The following is a 17,283-nucleotide window of genomic DNA, read 5'->3' on the forward strand; positions in this document are numbered from 1 at the left end:
GGCCGGCCGGATACCGCGCACAAGTTGCATATTCTGTTCTCTGTCGCTATCTCCGGAAACATTCCTCATGCTATCGTCATAACGTGAGACGGCATTGGCTTTGGAATGGATGAACCTATGGTGTCTATCGACGGAAAGCGGCTTCCGCCGGAGGCACGCCCGGCCGCAGAGGTTTATGAGCGGGCGGCAGCGGGCGACGACTTCGCCCTGACCGACAGCATCGGTTATCTGGTGCGCGACGCCCACCGGGTGTTCCTGCGCGCCATGCAGATGCGGGTTTCGGATACCGAAATCACCATGGGCATGTGGTTCTTTCTGCGCATTCTGTGGCAGGAAGAGGGGATCAGCCAGCGCGACCTGAGCCGGCGCATCCGCATGATGGAGCCGACCACGGTGACGGCGCTGCGCCTGATGGAACGGCGCGGGCTGGTCTATCGGGAGCGTGACACCAGCGACCGGCGGCGCAGCCTGGTCTATCTGACCGATCGGGGCCGGGCGCTGCGTGCGGAACTGCTGCCGCTTGCCGCTGAAACCAACCTGGCGGCCATCGCTGGCCTGAACAGCGGCGAGATTCTGAACCTGCGCCGGATGCTGACCGCCGTGATCGCCAATCTGGACCGCGATGTCGCCAGTCGCGGGGCCGACCCTGGATTGGTCGAGGACGACATCGCCGATCACGACCCCTGATCGTGGTCGCCGGACAGGCGGCTCCCGACGGGCGGACCATTGATCAACCTGTAGCGTAATTTTATTACCGGCCGATGCGGTGTCTTTCGGACAGAAAATGCCCATGAAGTCAGGCTTCGTAAGATTCCCTCTATTTTAAACCGCGTCCCGCACGGCGATTGAATCGCAGGCGGTGCGGTGACAGATTATTTTTCAACAGACCAAGATCAATCAGAAAAATCCGATGTATTGAATACGGCCACAGTCACGTGGTGGCCGCAAGGGAGGAACCATGTCCGTTTTTTCTTCGAGGGCCTTTGATGGTCATGAACAGGTGGTGTTCGGACATGATCCGGACACTGGCCTGAAAGCGGTCATTGCCATTCATTCGACCGTGCTTGGCCCCGGTGTCGGCGGCTGCCGGATGTGGGCCTATGACGACGAGGCGGCGGCGGTGACCGATGCGCTGCGCCTGTCGCGGGGCATGACCTACAAGAACGCGATGGCCGGGCTGGCCTTTGGTGGCGCCAAGGCGGTGATCCTGGGCGATGCACGCCGCGACAAGACGCCGGCGATGATGCGTGCCTTCGGCCGGGTGGTCGACCGGCTGGCCGGCCGCTATATCACCGCCGAGGATGTCGGCATCGGCACGGAGGATATGGCGCAGGTCCGGCGCCAGACCACCCATGTTCTGGGACTGGCCGACACCAGCGGCGATCCGTCGCCCTTCACCGCGCTGGGCGTGTTTCTGGGCATCAAGGCGGCGCTGGATCATGGCAAGGCCGGCGCATCGGCCGCGACCGACAGCCTTGCCGGCGTCACCGTCGCGGTGCAGGGGCTGGGCCATGTCGGCGCCGATCTGGCGCGCCGGCTGCACGAGGCCGGCGCCAAGCTGGTGGTGGCCGACATCCATCAGGACGCGGCGGCGCGGGTGGCGCGGCTGACCGGCGCGCGTATCGCCGACCCGGCCACCATCCATGCCGAGCCGGTGGACGTCTATGCCCCATGCGCGCTGGGCGGGGTGTTGAACGACCGCACCATCCCCGAGCTCAGCGCCCGGATCATCGCCGGCGCCGCCAACAACCAGTTGGCGGAACCGCGCCATGCCCGGGAACTGGCCGATCGCGGCATTCTGTATGCGCCGGATTACGTGATCAATGCCGGTGGCGTGATCAACATCGCGGTCGAGCATGACGCGGCAGGCTATGATGCCGGCCGGGCCACCGCGCGCGTGCATGGCATTTCCGAAACCATGGCACGGATCTTCGCCGAGGCGACGGCAAGCGGCCGCACCACCGCCGAGGTCGCCGACGCGATGGCCGAGGCCCGGATCGCCGCGCATGCCGCGTCGCGCGACGCCAGCGCCGCCTGACCGCCAGCCATCCCGATCAGGCCAGCATATCCTGGATCAAACCGCGCAGCCACAGCGTCGCCGGGTCGCTGTCGAGCCGGAGCGGCCAGACCATCCGCACCGGCGGGAAGCGCAGGTCGAGCGGTACCGGGCTGACGACCAGCCCCAGCCCGGGCGCGTATTTCCGCGCGACCCGGCTGGAGATGGTGGCGATCACCGGGGCCTCGGCCGCGGTTGCCAGCACGGTGAGGAAGTCGGGCGCCGCGGTGACCACGTCGAGATCTGCATCGATGCGCTCCAGCGCCTCGTGCACGCAGCCGCGCAGATCGTCGCTCTGCGACACCACGGCATGGCGGGCGGCGAGATAATCGGCGGTCGACACCGGCACCGGCAGGGGCAGCAGCGCCGGATTGAAGCAGCAGGATACCGCGCCCGGAAACAGCACCGCCCCGCGATGACGGCTGGCCGGTTCAATGGCGCAGCCGACGGCAAGGTCGATCACGCCGGTATCGATCATCGCCTCGACCTGATGGGTCGGGGCCATCCGGGCATGCAGGCGGATGCCCGGCGCCCGGGTGCTGAGCCTGGCGGTGAGCGCCGGCAGCAGCAGAAGCTCAAGCTCGCTCGTCATGCCGAGCCGGAACACCCGGTGCTCGGTTTCAGGGGTGAAGCTGTCGCGGGTGGCCAGCGCCGCCTGGGCCTGGGCCAGCGCCGCGCGCACGGGGCCTGCCACCGCCAGCGCGCGAGCGGTGGGCTGCATCGCCTGGCCCACCCGCACGAACAGGTCGTCGTCGAGCAGCAGGCGCAGTGTCGACAGCGCATGGCTCATTGCCGGCTGGCCGATCTTCAGCCGCCGCGCCGCCGCCGTGACGCTGCCCGCCTCGACCAGCGCGTCGAAGGCAACCAGCAGGTTGAGGTCGAAGCTGCGTAAATTGAAATGGTCGATGGATGTCATGAGCCACATCGATTTGATTGCTGACCTGCCCATTGATACCTGACGCATCAGCCGCCGCAAGCCCTGCGCGGCCGATCGCTTCAGAAAGACCCTTGTCATGACACGCAGACCGATTGCCATCACAACCCTGCTGGGCCTGTTCCTGGCCACGGCCCCGGCCGTGGCGGACGACCTGCCGGCTCCGTATCGGCTGGATATCGGCCGCATCGCGGTGACGGCGCTGTCGGACGGCACTGTGCCGGTGCCGCTGACCGAGATCATGCATGGCGCGCCCAAAGCCGCGATCGAAGCGGCGCTTGATCGCGCGGGTCAAGCCTCACCCGTGCCGCTGGCGGTCAATGCCTATCTGATCGGGATGCCGGATGGCCGGCTGGTCCTGGTCGATACCGGCACCGGCGATCTGCTGGGGCCGCAACTGGGCCATCTGCCCGAGACGCTGGCGGCGGCCGGTCATTCCGTGGCCGAGATCGACGATGTGGTGCTGACCCATATCCATGCCGATCATTCTGGGGGCCTGGTCCGCGACGGCAAGGCGGTGTTCCCGAACGCACGCGTGCATGTGGCGGAACGCGACGCCGGATACTGGCTGAGCGCCGAGGCGCGGGCTGCAGCCCCCGAGCCGGCCCGGGCCAGCTTCGATGAGGCCCTGGCTGCAATTGCGCCCTATCGCGCCGAAGGCCGCTTTCAGACCTTTGTCGACGGTGCCGATCCGGTTCCAGGGCTGGGCTCGATCCTGCGCGCCGGCCATACGCCCGGCCATTCCTCGATCGTGGTCGCCGATGGCGGTGCGCGGCTGGTGATCTGGGGCGACATCACCCATGGCGAGGTGGTGCAGTTCGCCGACCCGGATGTCACGATCGATTTCGACGTCGACCAGCCGCAGGCGCGGACGACGCGGCGGGCGGCGCTGGCCGAGGCGGCGGCCGAGGGCTATCTGGTCGCCGGTGCCCATATCGCCTGGCCGGGCATCGGCCGGGTGCGGGAGGCGACCACGCCGGGCATCGCCTATCGCTGGGAGCCGCTCGCCCGCTGACCGGCGCCATCAGCCATCAACCATCAGCCATCGGCCGCATGACCTCGGCCGCGGCTGATGGCCGGCCTCAGGCCGGCCGGCGCCCGCGCGAGACCTGAAGCGCCAGCAATGCCAGAGCCGTGAAGATCAGCGATGCCACCGGCAGCATGCCCGGACCATAGCTGCCGTGAACCGCGACCCCGGCGCTGGACCCGGCCGAGATGCCGACATAGAGCGCCGAAGCGTTGAGCGCCAGCGCCAACCCGGCGCGGTCGCCCGCCAGATCGACCAGCCGCTTCTGCTGCGGGGCCATGAACGACATCGCGGTGACCGCCCAGACCCCCATCAGCACATAGAGCGGCCACAACCCGCCGGGCACCACCAGCGCGACGGCAAAGCCGGCGCCGAGCGCCACCAGGGTGATGCGCAGGGTGGCGAAGGCCCCAACCCGGCGTTCGATCCAGGCACCCAGCGCATTGCCGACCAGCCCGCCGGCGCCATAGATGAACATCGCGGTCGGCACGGCACTGGCCGGCAGGCTGCCATCGGCATTGCCGATCACTGCCGCCATCCACGGCCCCAGCAGAGCATAGGTGGCGAACACCGCCGACATCTGCATCAACGGCACCAGCAGCGCCATGCCAAGCCGGCGGTCGGCCAGCATGCGCAGCATCATTCGGGCGCCGGTGCGCACGCCGCGGGCGGTGCGCGGCACGGTCGCCCAGGCGGCCAATGCCGTGGCCAGGGCGATGCCGCCGATCAGCCACATGACACCGCGCCAGCCCAGGCTGAGCCCCAGAACGCTGCACACCGGCACGCCTACGACCACGGCGGCGGTCATGCCGCCGAACACCAGGGCCAGGGCCGCGCTGCGTTCATGTTCCGACACCAGCGCCGCGCCGGTGGCCGACACCGTGGGCCCGACCAGGCCGGCCCCCAGCGCCATCACGATCCGCCCCGCGACCAGCACGCCATAATCGGTCGACAGCGCGCAGACCGCACAGCCGGCGAAGACGATCACCAGGCCGGTCATGATCAGCCGCCGCCGGGCATGGGCGCCGAAGAAGATCTGCATCGCCGGCGCCGCCAGCGCATAGGTGATGGCGAAGGCGGTGACCAGCCCGCCGACGGCCGATGCCGGCATGCCAAGCTCCACCGTCAGCGGCACGCTGAGGCCGATCACCGACATCGAGGCGATGCCGACCACGAAATAGCCGGCGGCAAGCGCCAGCAAGGTCGGCAGATGGGCGTTGCGGCGCATACGGATGTCCCTGTGATCGGAAGCGCTGAGGATAGCGGCATTGAAGCTGCATCGCCTGCTGTCGATAATTCCAATCGATAGTTCGTATATGAAAGATAACCTTGATGGATTTACCACGGCATGACCTGGGCCTGCTGCTGTCTTTGGATGTACTGCTGGCCGAGTTGAGCGTCACCCGTGCCGCGCGGCGGCTGGGGATCAGCCAGCCGGCGCTGTCGGCGCAACTGGCGCGGTTGCGGGATCTGTTCGACGATCCGCTGCTGGTGCGCTCGGGGCGCGGGCTGGTGCCGACCAGCCGGGCCGAGGCGCTGCGTGCGCCGCTGAACCGGCTGCTGGAGGAATTGCAGTCGCTGGTCGCGGCCGAAATGCCGTTCGACCCCACGGCCGGGCCGGTGGCGGCGCGGGTGATCGCGACCGATTATGTCCATGCCACCGCGACCAGCCGGCTGGTGCAGAGCTTTCAAGCCCAGGGGCTGGCCGCGCGGGTGGTGATGATGTCGCATGATGCCCAGCGCAGCCGCGACGATCTGGAGGAGGGGCGCGCGGATCTGATGATTGCATCCGAAGCGCTGTTGCCGATGGGGCTGCGCCACGAGCCGCTGTTTCACGAGAGCTTCGTGGTGGTCCAGCGCAAGGGCCATCCGCGTGGCGCGCGGCCCTTTGATCTCGACAGTTTCTGTGGCTGTGACCACGCGCTGGTGGCGCCGGTCGGTGGCACGCTGAAGGGAGTGACCGACGAGGTTCTGGCGGCGCTTGGCCGCAGCCGGCGCATTGCCGCCTTGCTGCCGAGCTTCCTGCAACTGCCGCCGCTGATCGTGATGACCGATCTGATCGCGGTGGCGCCGCGCCGGCTGGCCATGGCCCGTGCCGATGATCTGGACATGTTTGCGCCACCGGTCGATCTGCCGGGCTTCACCATCAATCTGGCCTGGCATCCGCGTCGCGACCATGATCCGCGGGTGTCCTGGCTCCGGTCGCGGATTCTGGCGCTGGATCTGTGATCGCCACCGCTGCCTGAGCCGGATCTGCCATGCTATATGTCGACGGAACGATAGCCGGGACAGCGGGAGACGAGATGGCGATGAGCGGCGCATCGAAGGTGCCGGCGGCGAAGGGCCCGGCGGCGAAGGCCACGGCATCGACCCGTGCCACCCAGGCGCTGGTAAAGGCCGGTATCGCCTTCCAGACCGTGAGCTATACCTATGATCCGGGCGCCGAGCGGATCGGGCTTCAGGCGGCCGAGGCGATCGGCGAGCCGCCGGCGCGGGTGCTGAAGACCCTGATGGCCATGGTCGACGGCCGGCCAGTCTGCGTGGTGGTGCCGTCGGATCGCGAGGTCAGCATGAAGAAGCTGGCGGCAACTTTTGGCGGCAAATCGGCGGCGATGATGCGGCCGGCGGATGCCGAGCGCCTGACCGGCTATCATGTCGGCGGGATCAGCCCCTTCGGGCAGAAGAAGCGGGTGCCGGTGGCCGTGGAGCAGGCGGCGCTGGCGGAACCCCATGTCTATATCAATGGCGGCCAGCGCGGGCTTCAGGTCCGGATGGATCCGGCCGACGCGGTCAGGGCGCTGGAGGCGCTGACCGCGTCGCTGATCGGTTGATCAGGCAGAGGCAGGCCCCAGATGACGGGCCAGGAAGCGGCCGGCCTCGGCGGCGCCGGCCTGCGAGATGGTGTGAACCAGCCCCGGCTCAAGCCCGGCGGTGACGTCGGCGCCGGCTGCGTGCAGCCGGCGGGCCGCCTGGCGGGTTTCATCGGCCGGCACCACCGGATCGGCCTCGCCATGGATCAGCAGCAGGGGGGTCGATCCGGGGGTGAGCGGATCGGGCGTCACCAGCCGGCCTGAGAAGGCGATACCGGCCCCGACCGTCCAGCGCCCTGAGGCGATGGCGTCGAGCAGCATCATCGAGCCTTGCGAGAACCCGACCAGCGCCACCCGGTCGTGTCTGTCGGTGAAGCCATGATCGGCGATGATCGCGGTGATCAGCCGGTCGAAGCCGCTGCGTGCCGCGGCAAGCCGGCGCGCGCGGTCGTCGGGGCTGATCGCGCCGATGCTGAACCACTGGAAGGCCCGCGCGCCGGCGCCGGCCATGTCCGGCGGTATCTGGCCCGGCGGCACCTGATCGAAAGGCTCCGGCGCGTCGGGCGACACGAACATGGCCCCCGGCAGCACCGCCTGCCAGAACCGCCCCAGCGGTTCGAGATCGGCGCCATTGCTGCCGACACCATGCAGCATGATGACCAGGGCAGGCTGAGGCACGTCAGGCACCGGGCACCCCCTTGGTGGTGGAGTATTCGAAGTGCATCACCTCGCCGGGGCGGCAGATCTCGCGGGCGGCATGCACGGCCGAGGCGGCCTCGGCGAAGCCCGACAGGATCAGCTTCAGCTTGTGGGGATAGCGGGCGATGTCGCCGATGGCGAACACCCCGGGCAGGCTGGTGGCCATGGTGGTGGGTTCGGCCGTGATGTGGTGCTGGTCCAGCGCCAGGCCCCATTCCAGGATCGGCCCGAGATTCATCGACAGGCCGAAGAAGGGCAGCAGAATATCGGCATCCAGCCGGCGGACATTGCCGTCCAGATCGGCGACGGTCACGATATCCAGCCGGCCGGCTGCCGGGTCGCCTTCCAGGCCGTGAAGCTGATAGGGCACCACCAGCTCGATCTTGCCCTGGGCCGCCAGCGCATGCAGCTTCGCGACGCTTTCCGGCGCGCCGCGGAATTTGGGCCGGCGGTGGATGACCATGATCGCGGCTGCGATATCGGCCAGTTCGATCGCCCAGTCGAGCGCGCTGTCGCCGCCACCCGCGATCACCACCCGCTTGCCGCGAAAGGCTTCCTTGCGCGCGACCCGATAGAACACCGAGCGCTCTTCATAGTCCTCGATGCCGGTCAGCGGCGGGCGATTGGGGCCGAAGGCGCCGACGCCGGCGCCGATCAGCACCGCCTTCGCCCGGATCTGCGTCGCCTTGTCGGTGCCGACCAGCCAGTCGCCGGTGTCGGTGTCGCGGGCCATCGACACCACCTGCTGGCCCAGATGCCAGACCGGATCGAAGGGGGCGGCCTGGCCCGCCAACTGGTCGATCAGGGCCTGGGCCTCGATCTTCGGCCAGGCGGGGATGTCGTAGATCGGCTTTTCAGGGTACATGGCGCTGCACTGGCCGCCGATATGGGGCAGGGCGTCGATGACATGCGCCTTCAGTTTCAGCATGCCGGCCTCGAACACCGAGAACAGCCCCACGGGCCCGGCGCCAATCACGGCGATATCGGTCTGGTGCTGCCCGCCGGGCGGGGTTGCCGCGATGTCGCCGGCAGCACCGGGGGTGATGCCATAGACGGCGGGATCGAAGGTGGTCGAGGTCGCGGTCATCGGAATCCGAGCATCCGTTTGAGAGTGGGCGTTTGCGAGTGGGCGGTGACAGTGGCGGTGTCAGACAGACGTGTCGGCGCGGGCATCACCGGCCAGATGGGGGCGATCTTGGCGTCAGTCCATCCGGCTCGGCAACCAGAATACGCGCTCGTCATCGGTCATCGGTCCCGGCAGCATGCCGCCCGCCGGGAGGTTTTTCACGTAAAAGTTGATGAAGCTTGTCGATTACCTATCGTGAAATGCAAATCAGCCCGCCGATGCCGTCATGTCCCCGCCCGGCCGCGGCGCCGATCGGCCGCCATCTGCCGGATACAGGTCTTGAAATCGACCTCCAGCGCATAGCGGGCGGTGTCGAGATAGCTGCGGCGCTGCCGGTTGTGATGGCGGGCGATCTCGCGCAATTGTGTGGCGCGGTCGGGCAGTCGGATATCGCCGGCCAGCATGGCGGCCAGCCAGCGGGCCTGATGTTCGACCAGCGGAATGGTGGGGCCGATCGGCTGAACCAGCCCGGCGAAGATCAGCCCCGGATGCTCGGGCGACAGCATCCGGCGGTACAGGCTGATCGGCTGGTCGGGATCGAACAGGGCCTTGTCCAGGAACGGCATGGTGGTCTTGTAGCCGGTGGCATGGATGATGGCGTCGATCCGCTGCCGGCTGCCATCGACGAAGCAGACGCCGTCGCCGTCGAGGCGGGCGATATCGGGGCGGGGCGTGATCCAGCCATGGCCGATATAGGGCAGCAGCTCCTGGCTGAGCGTGGCATGTTCCCGCCACATCGGGTGCGCCGGGCGCGGCAGGCCGAACCGGCGCTGGTCGCCCACCCCCAGCCGGATCAGCCGGGCCATGATCATCCGGGTGATGCGGGTGGGCAGGTGCAGACGCCGGCTGATGGTGGCGGACCAGCGGTCGACCGGTATGCCCATCAGATATTTGGGCATGATCCAGGCGCTGCGTCGGGTTGAGATGGTGACACTGCGGGCGCGCCGGCACAGGTCGACCGCGATATCCACCGCCGAATTGCCCAAGCCGACCACCAGCACGTCCCGATCCTGGAACGGATCGGCGGTGCGATAATGATGGGCGTGGATCTGGCTGCCGTCGAACCGGCCCTGAAAATCCGGCCAGCGCGGATCCCACAGATGACCATTGGCGATGATGACGGTGGCATAGGCGGGGCTGCGGCCATCGGACAGGCGCACCTGCCACCGACCGCCGGCGGCCGGGGTCACGGCCTCGACACGGGTGCGGAAGGTGATGTGGCGGCGGATGTCGAAACGGTCGGCATAGTCTTCCAGATAGGCCAGGAACTGCGCATGCGACAGGAAGTCGGGCAGGTTGCGCGGGATCGGGACGTCCGAATAGCCCAGATTGTCGCGGCTGGTGTCGATATGCAGGCTGGCATAGGCCGAGGACAGGCCGTTGTCGTTCTGATACCGCCACATGCCGCCGATATCCGAGCCCGCCTCGAAACAATCGAAGCTGATGCCGCGCTGTTTCAGCGCCTTGGCCACCGCCACGCCGGATGATCCGCCGCCGATGATACAGACCGGCGCCGTTGTCGGGTTGGTCATGCCGATGTCTCCGCCAGGAAGTCGGCGATGACCGCTCCGATATCGGCATCGGCGCCAAGCCCCAGCCGGCTGGCATCGGCCGAGACGAAACCCATGGGCCAGCCGCGGATGATCCGGTCGAGCGCCGGGTCGGGGGCGATGCTGATCCGGCCGGGGGCCTGAGCGGTGCCGTCGGCTGTGCCGTGCCGGCGGACGGCGGCGATCATCTGGCCGATGGTGACGGTGAGCGAGGGCAGGTTCATCGCCCGGCCCGGGGGCAGGGCGGCTTCATCGAGATCATGCAAGGCGATGAGGGCGACGGCGACCGCGCCGGCCGATGCCACCGGGATCGCGACCTCGGCGGCCAGCGGCACCACCACATCGCGGCCACAGAGCGGTTCGCGCAGGATGGCGGCGATGCGATCCGACACAGAAGGGTTGGCAGCGTAGCTGGACACAGAAGGGCTGGCGGCACCCGGTCGGGTCAGCACGATCGGCAGGCGCAGGGCGCGGCCGTCGATCCGGCCCAGGCGGCTGTCATCGGCCAGCATCAGTTCGGCGATGGCCTTGTGGCTGCCATAGGTGGTGGCGGGGCAGGGGCGGACATCATCCCCCACCACCGCCGGCAGCGCGCCGCCGAACACAGCGATCGAACTGGTGAACACGATCCGGGGGCGGTTTCGCGCCTGATCGATGATCCGGCGCAGCGGCGCCACATTCACGGCCCAGGCCGCTCGCGGGTCGTGTTCGGCATCGAGCGTCAGGCTGGCGGCCAGATGAAAGATGCTGTCGAAGCCCTGCCGGCCCAGATCATCCGCCACCGCCGGATCGGTGATGTCGGCGGCGATGGTGTCGACCGGGCAGGCACCGGCCGTGGCATCGGGTATCGCCACCGCGACGCGGTCCATCAGGCACAGCCGGGTGATCGGCTGTGGTGCGCCGCCGCCGGATGGTTGCAGCCTGCCGGCGCGCAGCAGCGCGCCGGTGAGCCGTTGGCCCAGAAAGCCGCCGGCGCCGGTGATCAGAACGCTGACCATGGGGTATCGATCTCCTCCCAAGAGGGTATTCGCCATGTTTTCCATGCTGTTGTGATACATACTACTCAGTAGGATGTTTATCGGCAACAGGCATCGGGCGCTGGCATGGATGCGGGCCATCGACTACCATGGCGCCGGCATGGTGCAGGGGAGCAGAGGTGTGGCGCGACAGAAATCCAGGGGCGAGGCGGTGGACCCGCAGGCCCGCAAGGTGGAGATACTGAACAGTGCCGCCCGATGCTTCATGGAAAAGGGCTATCACGCCACCAGCATCGACGATGTCGCGCGGGCGCTGGGCTGCACCAAGGGCTTCATCTATCACTATTACGCCTCGAAGACCGATCTGTTCTTCGATGTTCATCGCGAGGGCATGGACCGGCTGTTCGCGGCGGTGATGCCGGCGACCCAGGCGGTCGGTGGGCCGCTGGCGGTGCTGATCGCGATGCTGACCGCCCATGCCCGGGCGATGATGGACCATCACGCCTTTGAAACCGTGGTCGCCCAGGGTGTGCAGATCCACCGTTTCGGCGCCACCACCCCCGACCAGCGCCGCACTCTGGACGAGTTGATCGCCAGCCGCGACCGGTTCGAGGATCTGTTCAAGGACCAGGCGCATGCCGCCCGTGCCGTCGGCCAGATCGTGGCCGACGACATCTCGATCGCGGTCAAGATGATGCTGGGCGCCTTGCAGTGGTCGATCTTCTGGTATCGGCCGGAAGCCGATGACGGCCCGGATGCCCGCGACCGGCTGGCCGCACGGATGGTGACCACGATCATCGACGGGGTGCGGGCGCGGAACTGACCGGGCCGGCCACCCGGTGGCGACGTCCAGGCCATGGATGACGGCGTCGAGCGCGCGCGCCACCATCACGTCCGTGTCGCCCTGCAGATCTGGATCGGGGCGGAGCTTAAGCCGCTGAAATTCCGGGCGTCGGTGGGGCTGCCGCTATGGCCGGCGGGGTGACCGGCGCAGGATCAGGCCAGCAGGCGCTTTTCATAGATCAGGTTGATCCGCCGCCCGTCCCAGACATAGCAGAGATGGGCGCCCTGGCGGACATTGCCCAGCACCGGCGGCCGGAACACCGCCGCGCATTCGCCGCCGGGGTGGCGGACACTGTCATAGGCGATGCCGTCGGCACCCTGGCGGCGCAGCCCGGCGGCCAGGGCCTGTCCGGCGCTGTAGTCGCTGTGGTGATAGACGGCGGCATGGCTGGATCCAAGACCGCGCAGATCGTGCAGCCTGCCCGCCAGATCGACCAGATAGACCCGCATGTCCAGCTCCATGGCCGGCTCGGCGGTGGCGGCCATGAAGCGCGCCCGGTGATGGCTGGTCTCGGCGATCGCGGTGTCAAGCGCGCGGGCGGCATAGAAGGCGCCGATGCTGCCATCGGCGAACCGGCTGCCCGCCGGATTGGGATGGGTGAAGGCGGCCATGATCACGCTCGATCCCGGCCCGCTGACCCGGTCGGCCGGGGCGACCAGGGCGATGTCGCCGGCCTCGTCGCGCAGGCGCGGATTGGTCATCGCCTCGATCGCGAACACCGCCTCCAGATCGGCGGGGTCGGTAATGCGTTCGAACAGGTGAATGGGGGGAAACCGGCTGGGGATGATCCGATAGGCCGGCAGCCACGTCACCGCCACCACCGGCGGCGCTGGCGCATCGGCACCGCTCATGCCCAGCCGCCGCGCTGGGCATCCAGGTACTGGCGCACCGCCAACAGGTCGGCGACATTGCCCGACAGCATCCGCGCCAGGGCCGGCCTGCCGCCGAACGGTGCCGCCTGATTGGGCCGCCGCACCCAGGCGTCGGCGGCGGCCGGGTCGGGCAGCAGGATCTGCAAGGCCTTGTAGATGCCCAGGATATAGCTGATCCGCTCGATCGTATCGCGCGACAGCCGCACGCCGCTGCCCTGTGTCTGCCGCCACTTGAAATAGGTCGACCGCGCCGGCGCGCCCAGCAGGGTGATCTGCTCATCCGTGGTCAACTGCCACAGCCCCGCGATCCGGAAAAAGCTCCGCAAAGCCGGGCCGGACAGGTCGGCGGTGCTCCCGACCGGCTGAGGCTGGATGGATCGTGCGGTGGCAGTCATCGGCGGCGATCTCTCAAATCGGACATTTATAGAAATCTAGTCCGTACACGGACTCTTCGCAAGGCCCCCATCTGTCCTCATTGATGCGCCCGCCCGCGCAGCAGCGCGACCATCTCGCGGCCGATCCGGGCGGGGGTTTTGTGGTCGGGGCCGGGGCGGTACCAGGTGCGGGCCCAGTTGAGCATGCCGAGCAGGCCCAGGCGGAGCATGCGGCGGTCGACATCGGGCGCCAGGGGCAGGGCGTCGACCAGGCCGGCAAATTTGCGTTCATAGGCGTCGCGCTGGGCGATCAGGCTGGCGGAGGCCTGGGCGAGCTTGGTGGAGTATTCGGGGGTGACGACCGAGGCGAAGCCGCTATCGGCCAGCAGGGCTTCCATATGGCCGGCGGCGGCGGCTTCCAGCCGGTCCCACGGGTCGTCGATGCCGGCGATCGCCGCTTCGACCGCGTCGGTGATCTGGCGCACGCCTTCATCATGCACCGCCACGAACAGGTCTTCCTTGGACGGGAAATGATAATAGACCGAGCCGGGCAGCATGCCGACGGCGCTGGCGATGTCGCGCATCGATGTCGCCTCATAGCCCTGGCTTGCGAACAGATGCGCCGCCGCCTGCAACAGCTTGTCGCGGCGGTTGTTCTGCCGCTGGGCATCGGCGGTGTCGGTATCGGTTGCCATGCCATCCCTCGCCACAGCCTTGGTCTCCTGATCGTGCGAACCGGGTGCGGGTTCAAACACGGCTTGAACCTGTGCGGGCCTTCTGTATAGGGCGCTGGCCGCCGCGGGGCAAGGTGGCGGACGGGACCACGATCGCTCCATACTCTGGCCGGCCGCGGCCTGATAGACTGGAGGGAAAGCCATAGAGGAGATGCCCCCCGATGACAGCCGAAACCGCCACCGGCCTCGATGCCGGGTCCGCTACCGCCGCGGACGACGCAACCCTGCCGCTGATCGAGATCGACCGGCCCGCTCGTGGCGTGGCGCTGGTGCGGTTCGATCCGGGTGCCCTGGGGCTGATGGATGCCGCCGCGGCCGATGCGCTGGCCGGTGCCGTCGCCGCCCTGGATGGCGATGCCGCCGTGCGGGCGGTGGTGCTGACCGGGGCGGTGACCGGCATGTTCGTGCGCCATTACAGCCTGATCGAACTGGCGGCGACCGCCGGCAAGGTCGCGGCATCGGGCCGGCGGTTCAACGATCTGTCGCGGCCGGTGAAGCCCGCGCCGTTCAATGCCTGCCTCGATCGCATCCAGGCGAGTTCGAAACCCTGGATCGCGGCGCTGAATGGTTGGGCCATGGGCGGCGGGTTCGAACTGGCGCTGGCCTGCGATCTGCGGCTTGGCCTGGATGGCCCGTGGAAATTCGGCCTGCCGGAAGTCCGCGCCGGCCTGCTGCCCGGCGGTGGCGGCACCCAGCGCCTGACCCGGCTGCTGGGCGAGGCGCGCGCTGGATTTCGTGCTGCGTGGCCGTATCGTCTCTCCGGCCGAGGCCGAGCGGCTGGGCCTGCTGTCGGCGCTGGTGCCTGAGGGCGGCGATGTCGTGGCGGCGGCCGTGGCACTGGCCGCAGATCTGGCCGCCCTGCCGGGCCTGGGTGTGGCCCATGCCAAGCGGCTGGTGCGCACCGCCATGGACGGCACGCTGGAACAGGGACTTGGCGCCGAGCGCACGCTGTTCGTCGATACGCTGACCGATGCCGATACCCGGGCCGTGATCGGCCGGATGGCGGCTGAGTCGGAAGGCCGGATCGACGACGCGGCGCTGACCGCCGCTGCGGCCGCCATCGACCTTGCGCCGCAACCGGCCGCCCCTGAGGGAGAGTGATCTCATGCCCCGTATCGACGGAGGACGTCATCAGGATCGCCGATGCCGATGACAACGCCGTGCCGGCGGCTGGATCTGGCGATCGAGGCGCGCCATCCGATTGCGCAAAGGGTTGGGGTGCTGCTGCATGCGGTGCCCCCAGGTGCTGGTATCAGAGCGTCAGCTTGTAGCCCAGATGGCTGGCGGTGAAGCCCAGCCGGTCATAGAAGCGATGGGCGTCCGTGCGGCTGCGGTCGGTGGTGAGTTGCACCAGCGCGCAGCCGCGGGTGCGGCAGGCCTCGATCGCCCAGCGGATCAGGGCCTCGCCCAACCCGGCACCGCGTTCCGATGCCGCCACGCGCACGCCCTCGATCTGGCCACGGGTCTGGCCCATGCGCGACAGGCCGGGGATGATCGTGACCTGAAGCGTGCCGACCACCACGCCATCGCGATCGGCCACGACCTGGATCTGATTGCCATCGGCCATCATCGCATCGAAGGCCCGGACATAGGCGTCGGCCGGTGGCATGCTGGCATCCTCACGCGTGCGGCCCAGCACGTCATCGGCCAGAAGGGCGATGATCGCCGGCAGGTCATCGGTGGTGGCGGGGCGGATGATGGGATCGGAGGGCGGCATGACGGCACCTTCGCGGGCTGGAGGAGACCTCTTGCGGGATCCAAACCCATGCCTGCCCGGTGGCGCAAGCCGAGATGCCAGGCTGTGAAGAAAAAGCGGGGCAGCCCAAGGGGGACCGAAGGGCTGCCCCGTCAGATGGCCGCTGCTGCCAGGGATTTTGCGCGCGCGGCTGTAAACCTGTGGATCGCGGATGCGCGGCCGGCTCAGGCGTCGGCGCGGGTGAGGATGGCAACCGCGCAGGCGGCCTCGTCGAAACCCACCACACCGCCGCCATTCTCGGCCAGGGCCACCCGGGCATTCGCCACCTGCCGGTCGCCGGCTTCATGGCGCAATTGTGCTGCCAGTTCCGACACCATCGACAGACCGGTGGCGCCGACCGGATGGCCCTTCGACACCAGACCGCCCGAAGTGTTGACCGGCAGCCGGCCACCCAGCCGGGTCTCGCCCGCCTCGATGAAGCGGCCGCTGGTGCCGGGTTCGCAGAAGCCCAGCATTTCCAACTGATAAAGCTCGCAGAACGCGGTGGCGTCGTGCAGCTCCACCACATCGATATCGGCGGGGGTGAGGCCGGCGCGGGCATAGGCCTTCTGCGCCGCCACCGAACTCAGGCCCGGCTCGTCGAGGTCGCGATATTTGCCACCCGACATGGCGAGCCCGGCGATGCGGATGGCGCGCGCCCGCACCGCTTCGGGCTGGCCGTCGAGATAATCTCTCGAACAGACCAGCGCGCCGGCGGCGCCATCGCCGATCGGCGCGCACATCGACCGGGTGAGCGGGAAGCTGACCGGCCGGTCGGCCAGAACCTCGTCGGGCGACACCTCGAAACGGTATTGCGCCTTGGGGTTCATGCTGCCATGCCAGTGGTTCTTCGACGCGGCGATCGCGATCTGCCGCTGCGTCGTGCCCCACCTGGCCATGTGATAGCAGGCCTGCATGGCATAGGTGTCCATGAACACCGTGCGGTCGGGGCCCATATCGAACGGCTTGTTGGCCTTCTGGCCGGCGGCGGCGTAATAGGCCTGCCATTCCTGCGGGTCGAACTGGTCGATCCCGCCTTCGAAGATTTCGGCGGTGCGGGCGGCATCGCCCGGCACGAAGGTCTTCTCGACCCCTATCGCCATGGAAACTTCAACCTCGCCCGAGGCCACGTCCTTGAAGGCGCCGGACAAGGCCATCATCGCCGAGGCACAGCCACCCTCGACGTTGATCATCGGCACCCGTTCCGGAAACAGACCATCCTGGACCAGCGGCGTGAAACACACCTGACCACGAATGTTGCGCTGCCCCCAGCTGCCCATGCCGCAATTGCTGAACCAGCCGGTCTCGATCCCGGCGCCGGTCTCAAGCCCCGCATCGGCGAGCAGGCCCAGATAGGCTTCACGGGCCAGGCCCTTGAAGCTGGTATCGGGTTTCTTGCCGAAGGCGGTGGAAAAGGCCCCGATGATATAGACATCGCGCATGACCGGCGGCTCCTGCGGGGGGATGGCGGCGGCACGGCGCCATATCGTCGGTCAAAAACTTACCAGCGGGTCATGTGTCTTGCAAGCACAGTGTCCGGGACGG

At 68.2% G+C, this 17,283-nt stretch carries 18 protein-coding genes and 1 pseudogene; 8 read left to right on the forward strand and 11 right to left on the reverse strand.

Annotated features, from left to right (window positions below):
- The first annotated feature begins 117 nt into the window (after positions 1–117).
- Together IEW15_RS09135 and IEW15_RS09140 are read left to right on the forward strand one after the other, a co-directional pair.
- Positions 118–687 (forward strand): MarR family winged helix-turn-helix transcriptional regulator, encoded by a 570-nt coding sequence (locus IEW15_RS09135; RefSeq protein WP_188577072.1) that lies wholly within the window; start codon positions 118–120, stop codon positions 685–687.
- A gap of 271 nt (positions 688–958) precedes the next feature.
- Positions 959–2,038 (forward strand): Glu/Leu/Phe/Val family dehydrogenase, encoded by a 1,080-nt coding sequence (locus tag IEW15_RS09140; RefSeq protein WP_188577074.1) that lies wholly within the window; start codon positions 959–961, stop codon positions 2,036–2,038.
- A 16-nt stretch (positions 2,039–2,054) separates the two neighbouring features.
- Here IEW15_RS09140 and IEW15_RS09145 read toward each other — a convergent pair whose 3' ends face one another.
- On the reverse strand, positions 2,055–2,972 hold the full coding sequence (locus IEW15_RS09145) for a LysR substrate-binding domain-containing protein (RefSeq protein WP_188577077.1): 918 nt from the start codon (positions 2,970–2,972) through the stop codon (positions 2,055–2,057).
- Positions 2,973–3,069: 97 nt separating this feature from the next.
- On the opposite strand from IEW15_RS09145, the gene IEW15_RS09150 reads away from it, so the two are divergent.
- Complete coding sequence (locus IEW15_RS09150; protein ID WP_188577080.1) at positions 3,070–4,005, forward strand: MBL fold metallo-hydrolase; 936 nt, start codon at positions 3,070–3,072, stop codon at positions 4,003–4,005.
- 67 nt (positions 4,006–4,072) lie between these two features.
- Here IEW15_RS09150 and IEW15_RS09155 read toward each other — a convergent pair whose 3' ends face one another.
- A complete protein-coding gene (locus IEW15_RS09155; protein WP_188577082.1) occupies positions 4,073–5,245 on the reverse strand; it encodes an MFS transporter in 1,173 nt (390 codons plus the stop codon).
- 104 nt (positions 5,246–5,349) lie between these two features.
- Between IEW15_RS09155 and IEW15_RS09160 the strand changes: the two genes are divergently transcribed.
- Both IEW15_RS09160 and ybaK read left to right on the forward strand, forming a co-directional pair.
- Positions 5,350–6,246, forward strand: coding sequence for a LysR family transcriptional regulator (locus tag IEW15_RS09160; protein ID WP_188577084.1), 897 nt, complete (start codon positions 5,350–5,352; stop codon positions 6,244–6,246).
- An 80-nt stretch (positions 6,247–6,326) separates the two neighbouring features.
- Entirely contained in the window at positions 6,327–6,848 is a 522-nt protein-coding gene (gene ybaK / locus IEW15_RS09165) for a Cys-tRNA(Pro) deacylase (protein WP_188577086.1), read from the forward strand.
- Here the strand turns inward: ybaK and IEW15_RS09170 are convergent, their stop codons facing one another.
- The 4 genes from IEW15_RS09170 to IEW15_RS09185 form a co-directional block, all read right to left on the reverse strand.
- Positions 6,849–7,505: an alpha/beta hydrolase gene (locus IEW15_RS09170; RefSeq protein WP_188577087.1), complete on the reverse strand. Its 657-nt coding sequence runs from the start codon at positions 7,503–7,505 to the stop codon at positions 6,849–6,851.
- Between the two features lies 1 nt (position 7,506).
- On the reverse strand, positions 7,507–8,613 hold the full coding sequence (locus IEW15_RS09175) for an NAD(P)/FAD-dependent oxidoreductase (protein WP_188577089.1): 1,107 nt from the start codon (positions 8,611–8,613) through the stop codon (positions 7,507–7,509).
- Positions 8,614–8,876: 263 nt separating this feature from the next.
- Positions 8,877–10,184 (reverse strand): flavin-containing monooxygenase, encoded by a 1,308-nt coding sequence (locus IEW15_RS09180; RefSeq protein WP_188577091.1) that lies wholly within the window; start codon positions 10,182–10,184, stop codon positions 8,877–8,879.
- The gene (locus IEW15_RS09185) at positions 10,181–11,200 is read right to left on the reverse strand and encodes an NAD-dependent epimerase/dehydratase family protein (RefSeq protein ID WP_188577092.1); all 1,020 of its coding nucleotides are present in this window, start codon (positions 11,198–11,200) and stop codon (positions 10,181–10,183) included. Before IEW15_RS09185 ends, IEW15_RS09180 begins: the two co-directional genes overlap by 4 nt.
- 160 nt (positions 11,201–11,360) lie before the next feature.
- Between IEW15_RS09185 and IEW15_RS09190 the strand changes: the two genes are divergently transcribed.
- Both IEW15_RS09190 and IEW15_RS26325 read left to right on the forward strand, forming a co-directional pair.
- Entirely contained in the window at positions 11,361–12,002 is a 642-nt protein-coding gene (locus IEW15_RS09190) for a TetR/AcrR family transcriptional regulator (protein WP_229707954.1), read from the forward strand.
- 33 nt (positions 12,003–12,035) lie between these two features.
- Positions 12,036–12,164: a hypothetical protein gene (locus tag IEW15_RS26325; RefSeq protein WP_268237151.1), complete on the forward strand. Its 129-nt coding sequence runs from the start codon at positions 12,036–12,038 to the stop codon at positions 12,162–12,164.
- An 11-nt stretch (positions 12,165–12,175) separates the two neighbouring features.
- On the opposite strand, the gene IEW15_RS09195 is transcribed toward IEW15_RS26325, so the two are convergent.
- The 3 genes from IEW15_RS09195 to IEW15_RS09205 all read right to left on the reverse strand — a co-directional run bounded on the left by IEW15_RS09195 (position 12,176) and on the right by IEW15_RS09205 (position 13,964).
- Positions 12,176–12,874, reverse strand: a complete 699-nt coding sequence (locus IEW15_RS09195; protein ID WP_188577094.1) for an RES family NAD+ phosphorylase — start codon at positions 12,872–12,874, stop codon at positions 12,176–12,178.
- Entirely contained in the window at positions 12,871–13,290 is a 420-nt protein-coding gene (locus IEW15_RS09200) for an MbcA/ParS/Xre antitoxin family protein (protein ID WP_188577096.1), read from the reverse strand. The genes IEW15_RS09195 and IEW15_RS09200 overlap by 4 nt, the downstream gene beginning before the upstream one ends.
- A 77-nt stretch (positions 13,291–13,367) precedes the next feature.
- Positions 13,368–13,964 (reverse strand): TetR/AcrR family transcriptional regulator, encoded by a 597-nt coding sequence (locus tag IEW15_RS09205; RefSeq protein WP_188577097.1) that lies wholly within the window; start codon positions 13,962–13,964, stop codon positions 13,368–13,370.
- A 338-nt stretch (positions 13,965–14,302) separates the two neighbouring features.
- On the opposite strand from IEW15_RS09205, the pseudogene IEW15_RS25860 reads away from it, so the two are divergent.
- A pseudogene (locus IEW15_RS25860) lies at positions 14,303–15,104 on the forward strand (enoyl-CoA hydratase/isomerase family protein).
- A gap of 151 nt (positions 15,105–15,255) precedes the next feature.
- On the opposite strand, the gene IEW15_RS09220 reads toward IEW15_RS25860, so the two are convergent.
- On the reverse strand, positions 15,256–15,720 hold the full coding sequence (locus IEW15_RS09220) for a GNAT family N-acetyltransferase (RefSeq protein WP_188577104.1): 465 nt from the start codon (positions 15,718–15,720) through the stop codon (positions 15,256–15,258).
- 203 nt (positions 15,721–15,923) lie between these two features.
- Positions 15,924–17,180: a thiolase family protein gene (locus IEW15_RS09225; protein WP_188577106.1), complete on the reverse strand. Its 1,257-nt coding sequence runs from the start codon at positions 17,178–17,180 to the stop codon at positions 15,924–15,926.
- Positions 17,181–17,283: the final 103 nt, after the last annotated feature.

The organism is Tistrella bauzanensis (assembly GCF_014636235.1).
GTDB lineage: Bacteria > Pseudomonadota > Alphaproteobacteria > Tistrellales > Tistrellaceae > Tistrella > Tistrella bauzanensis.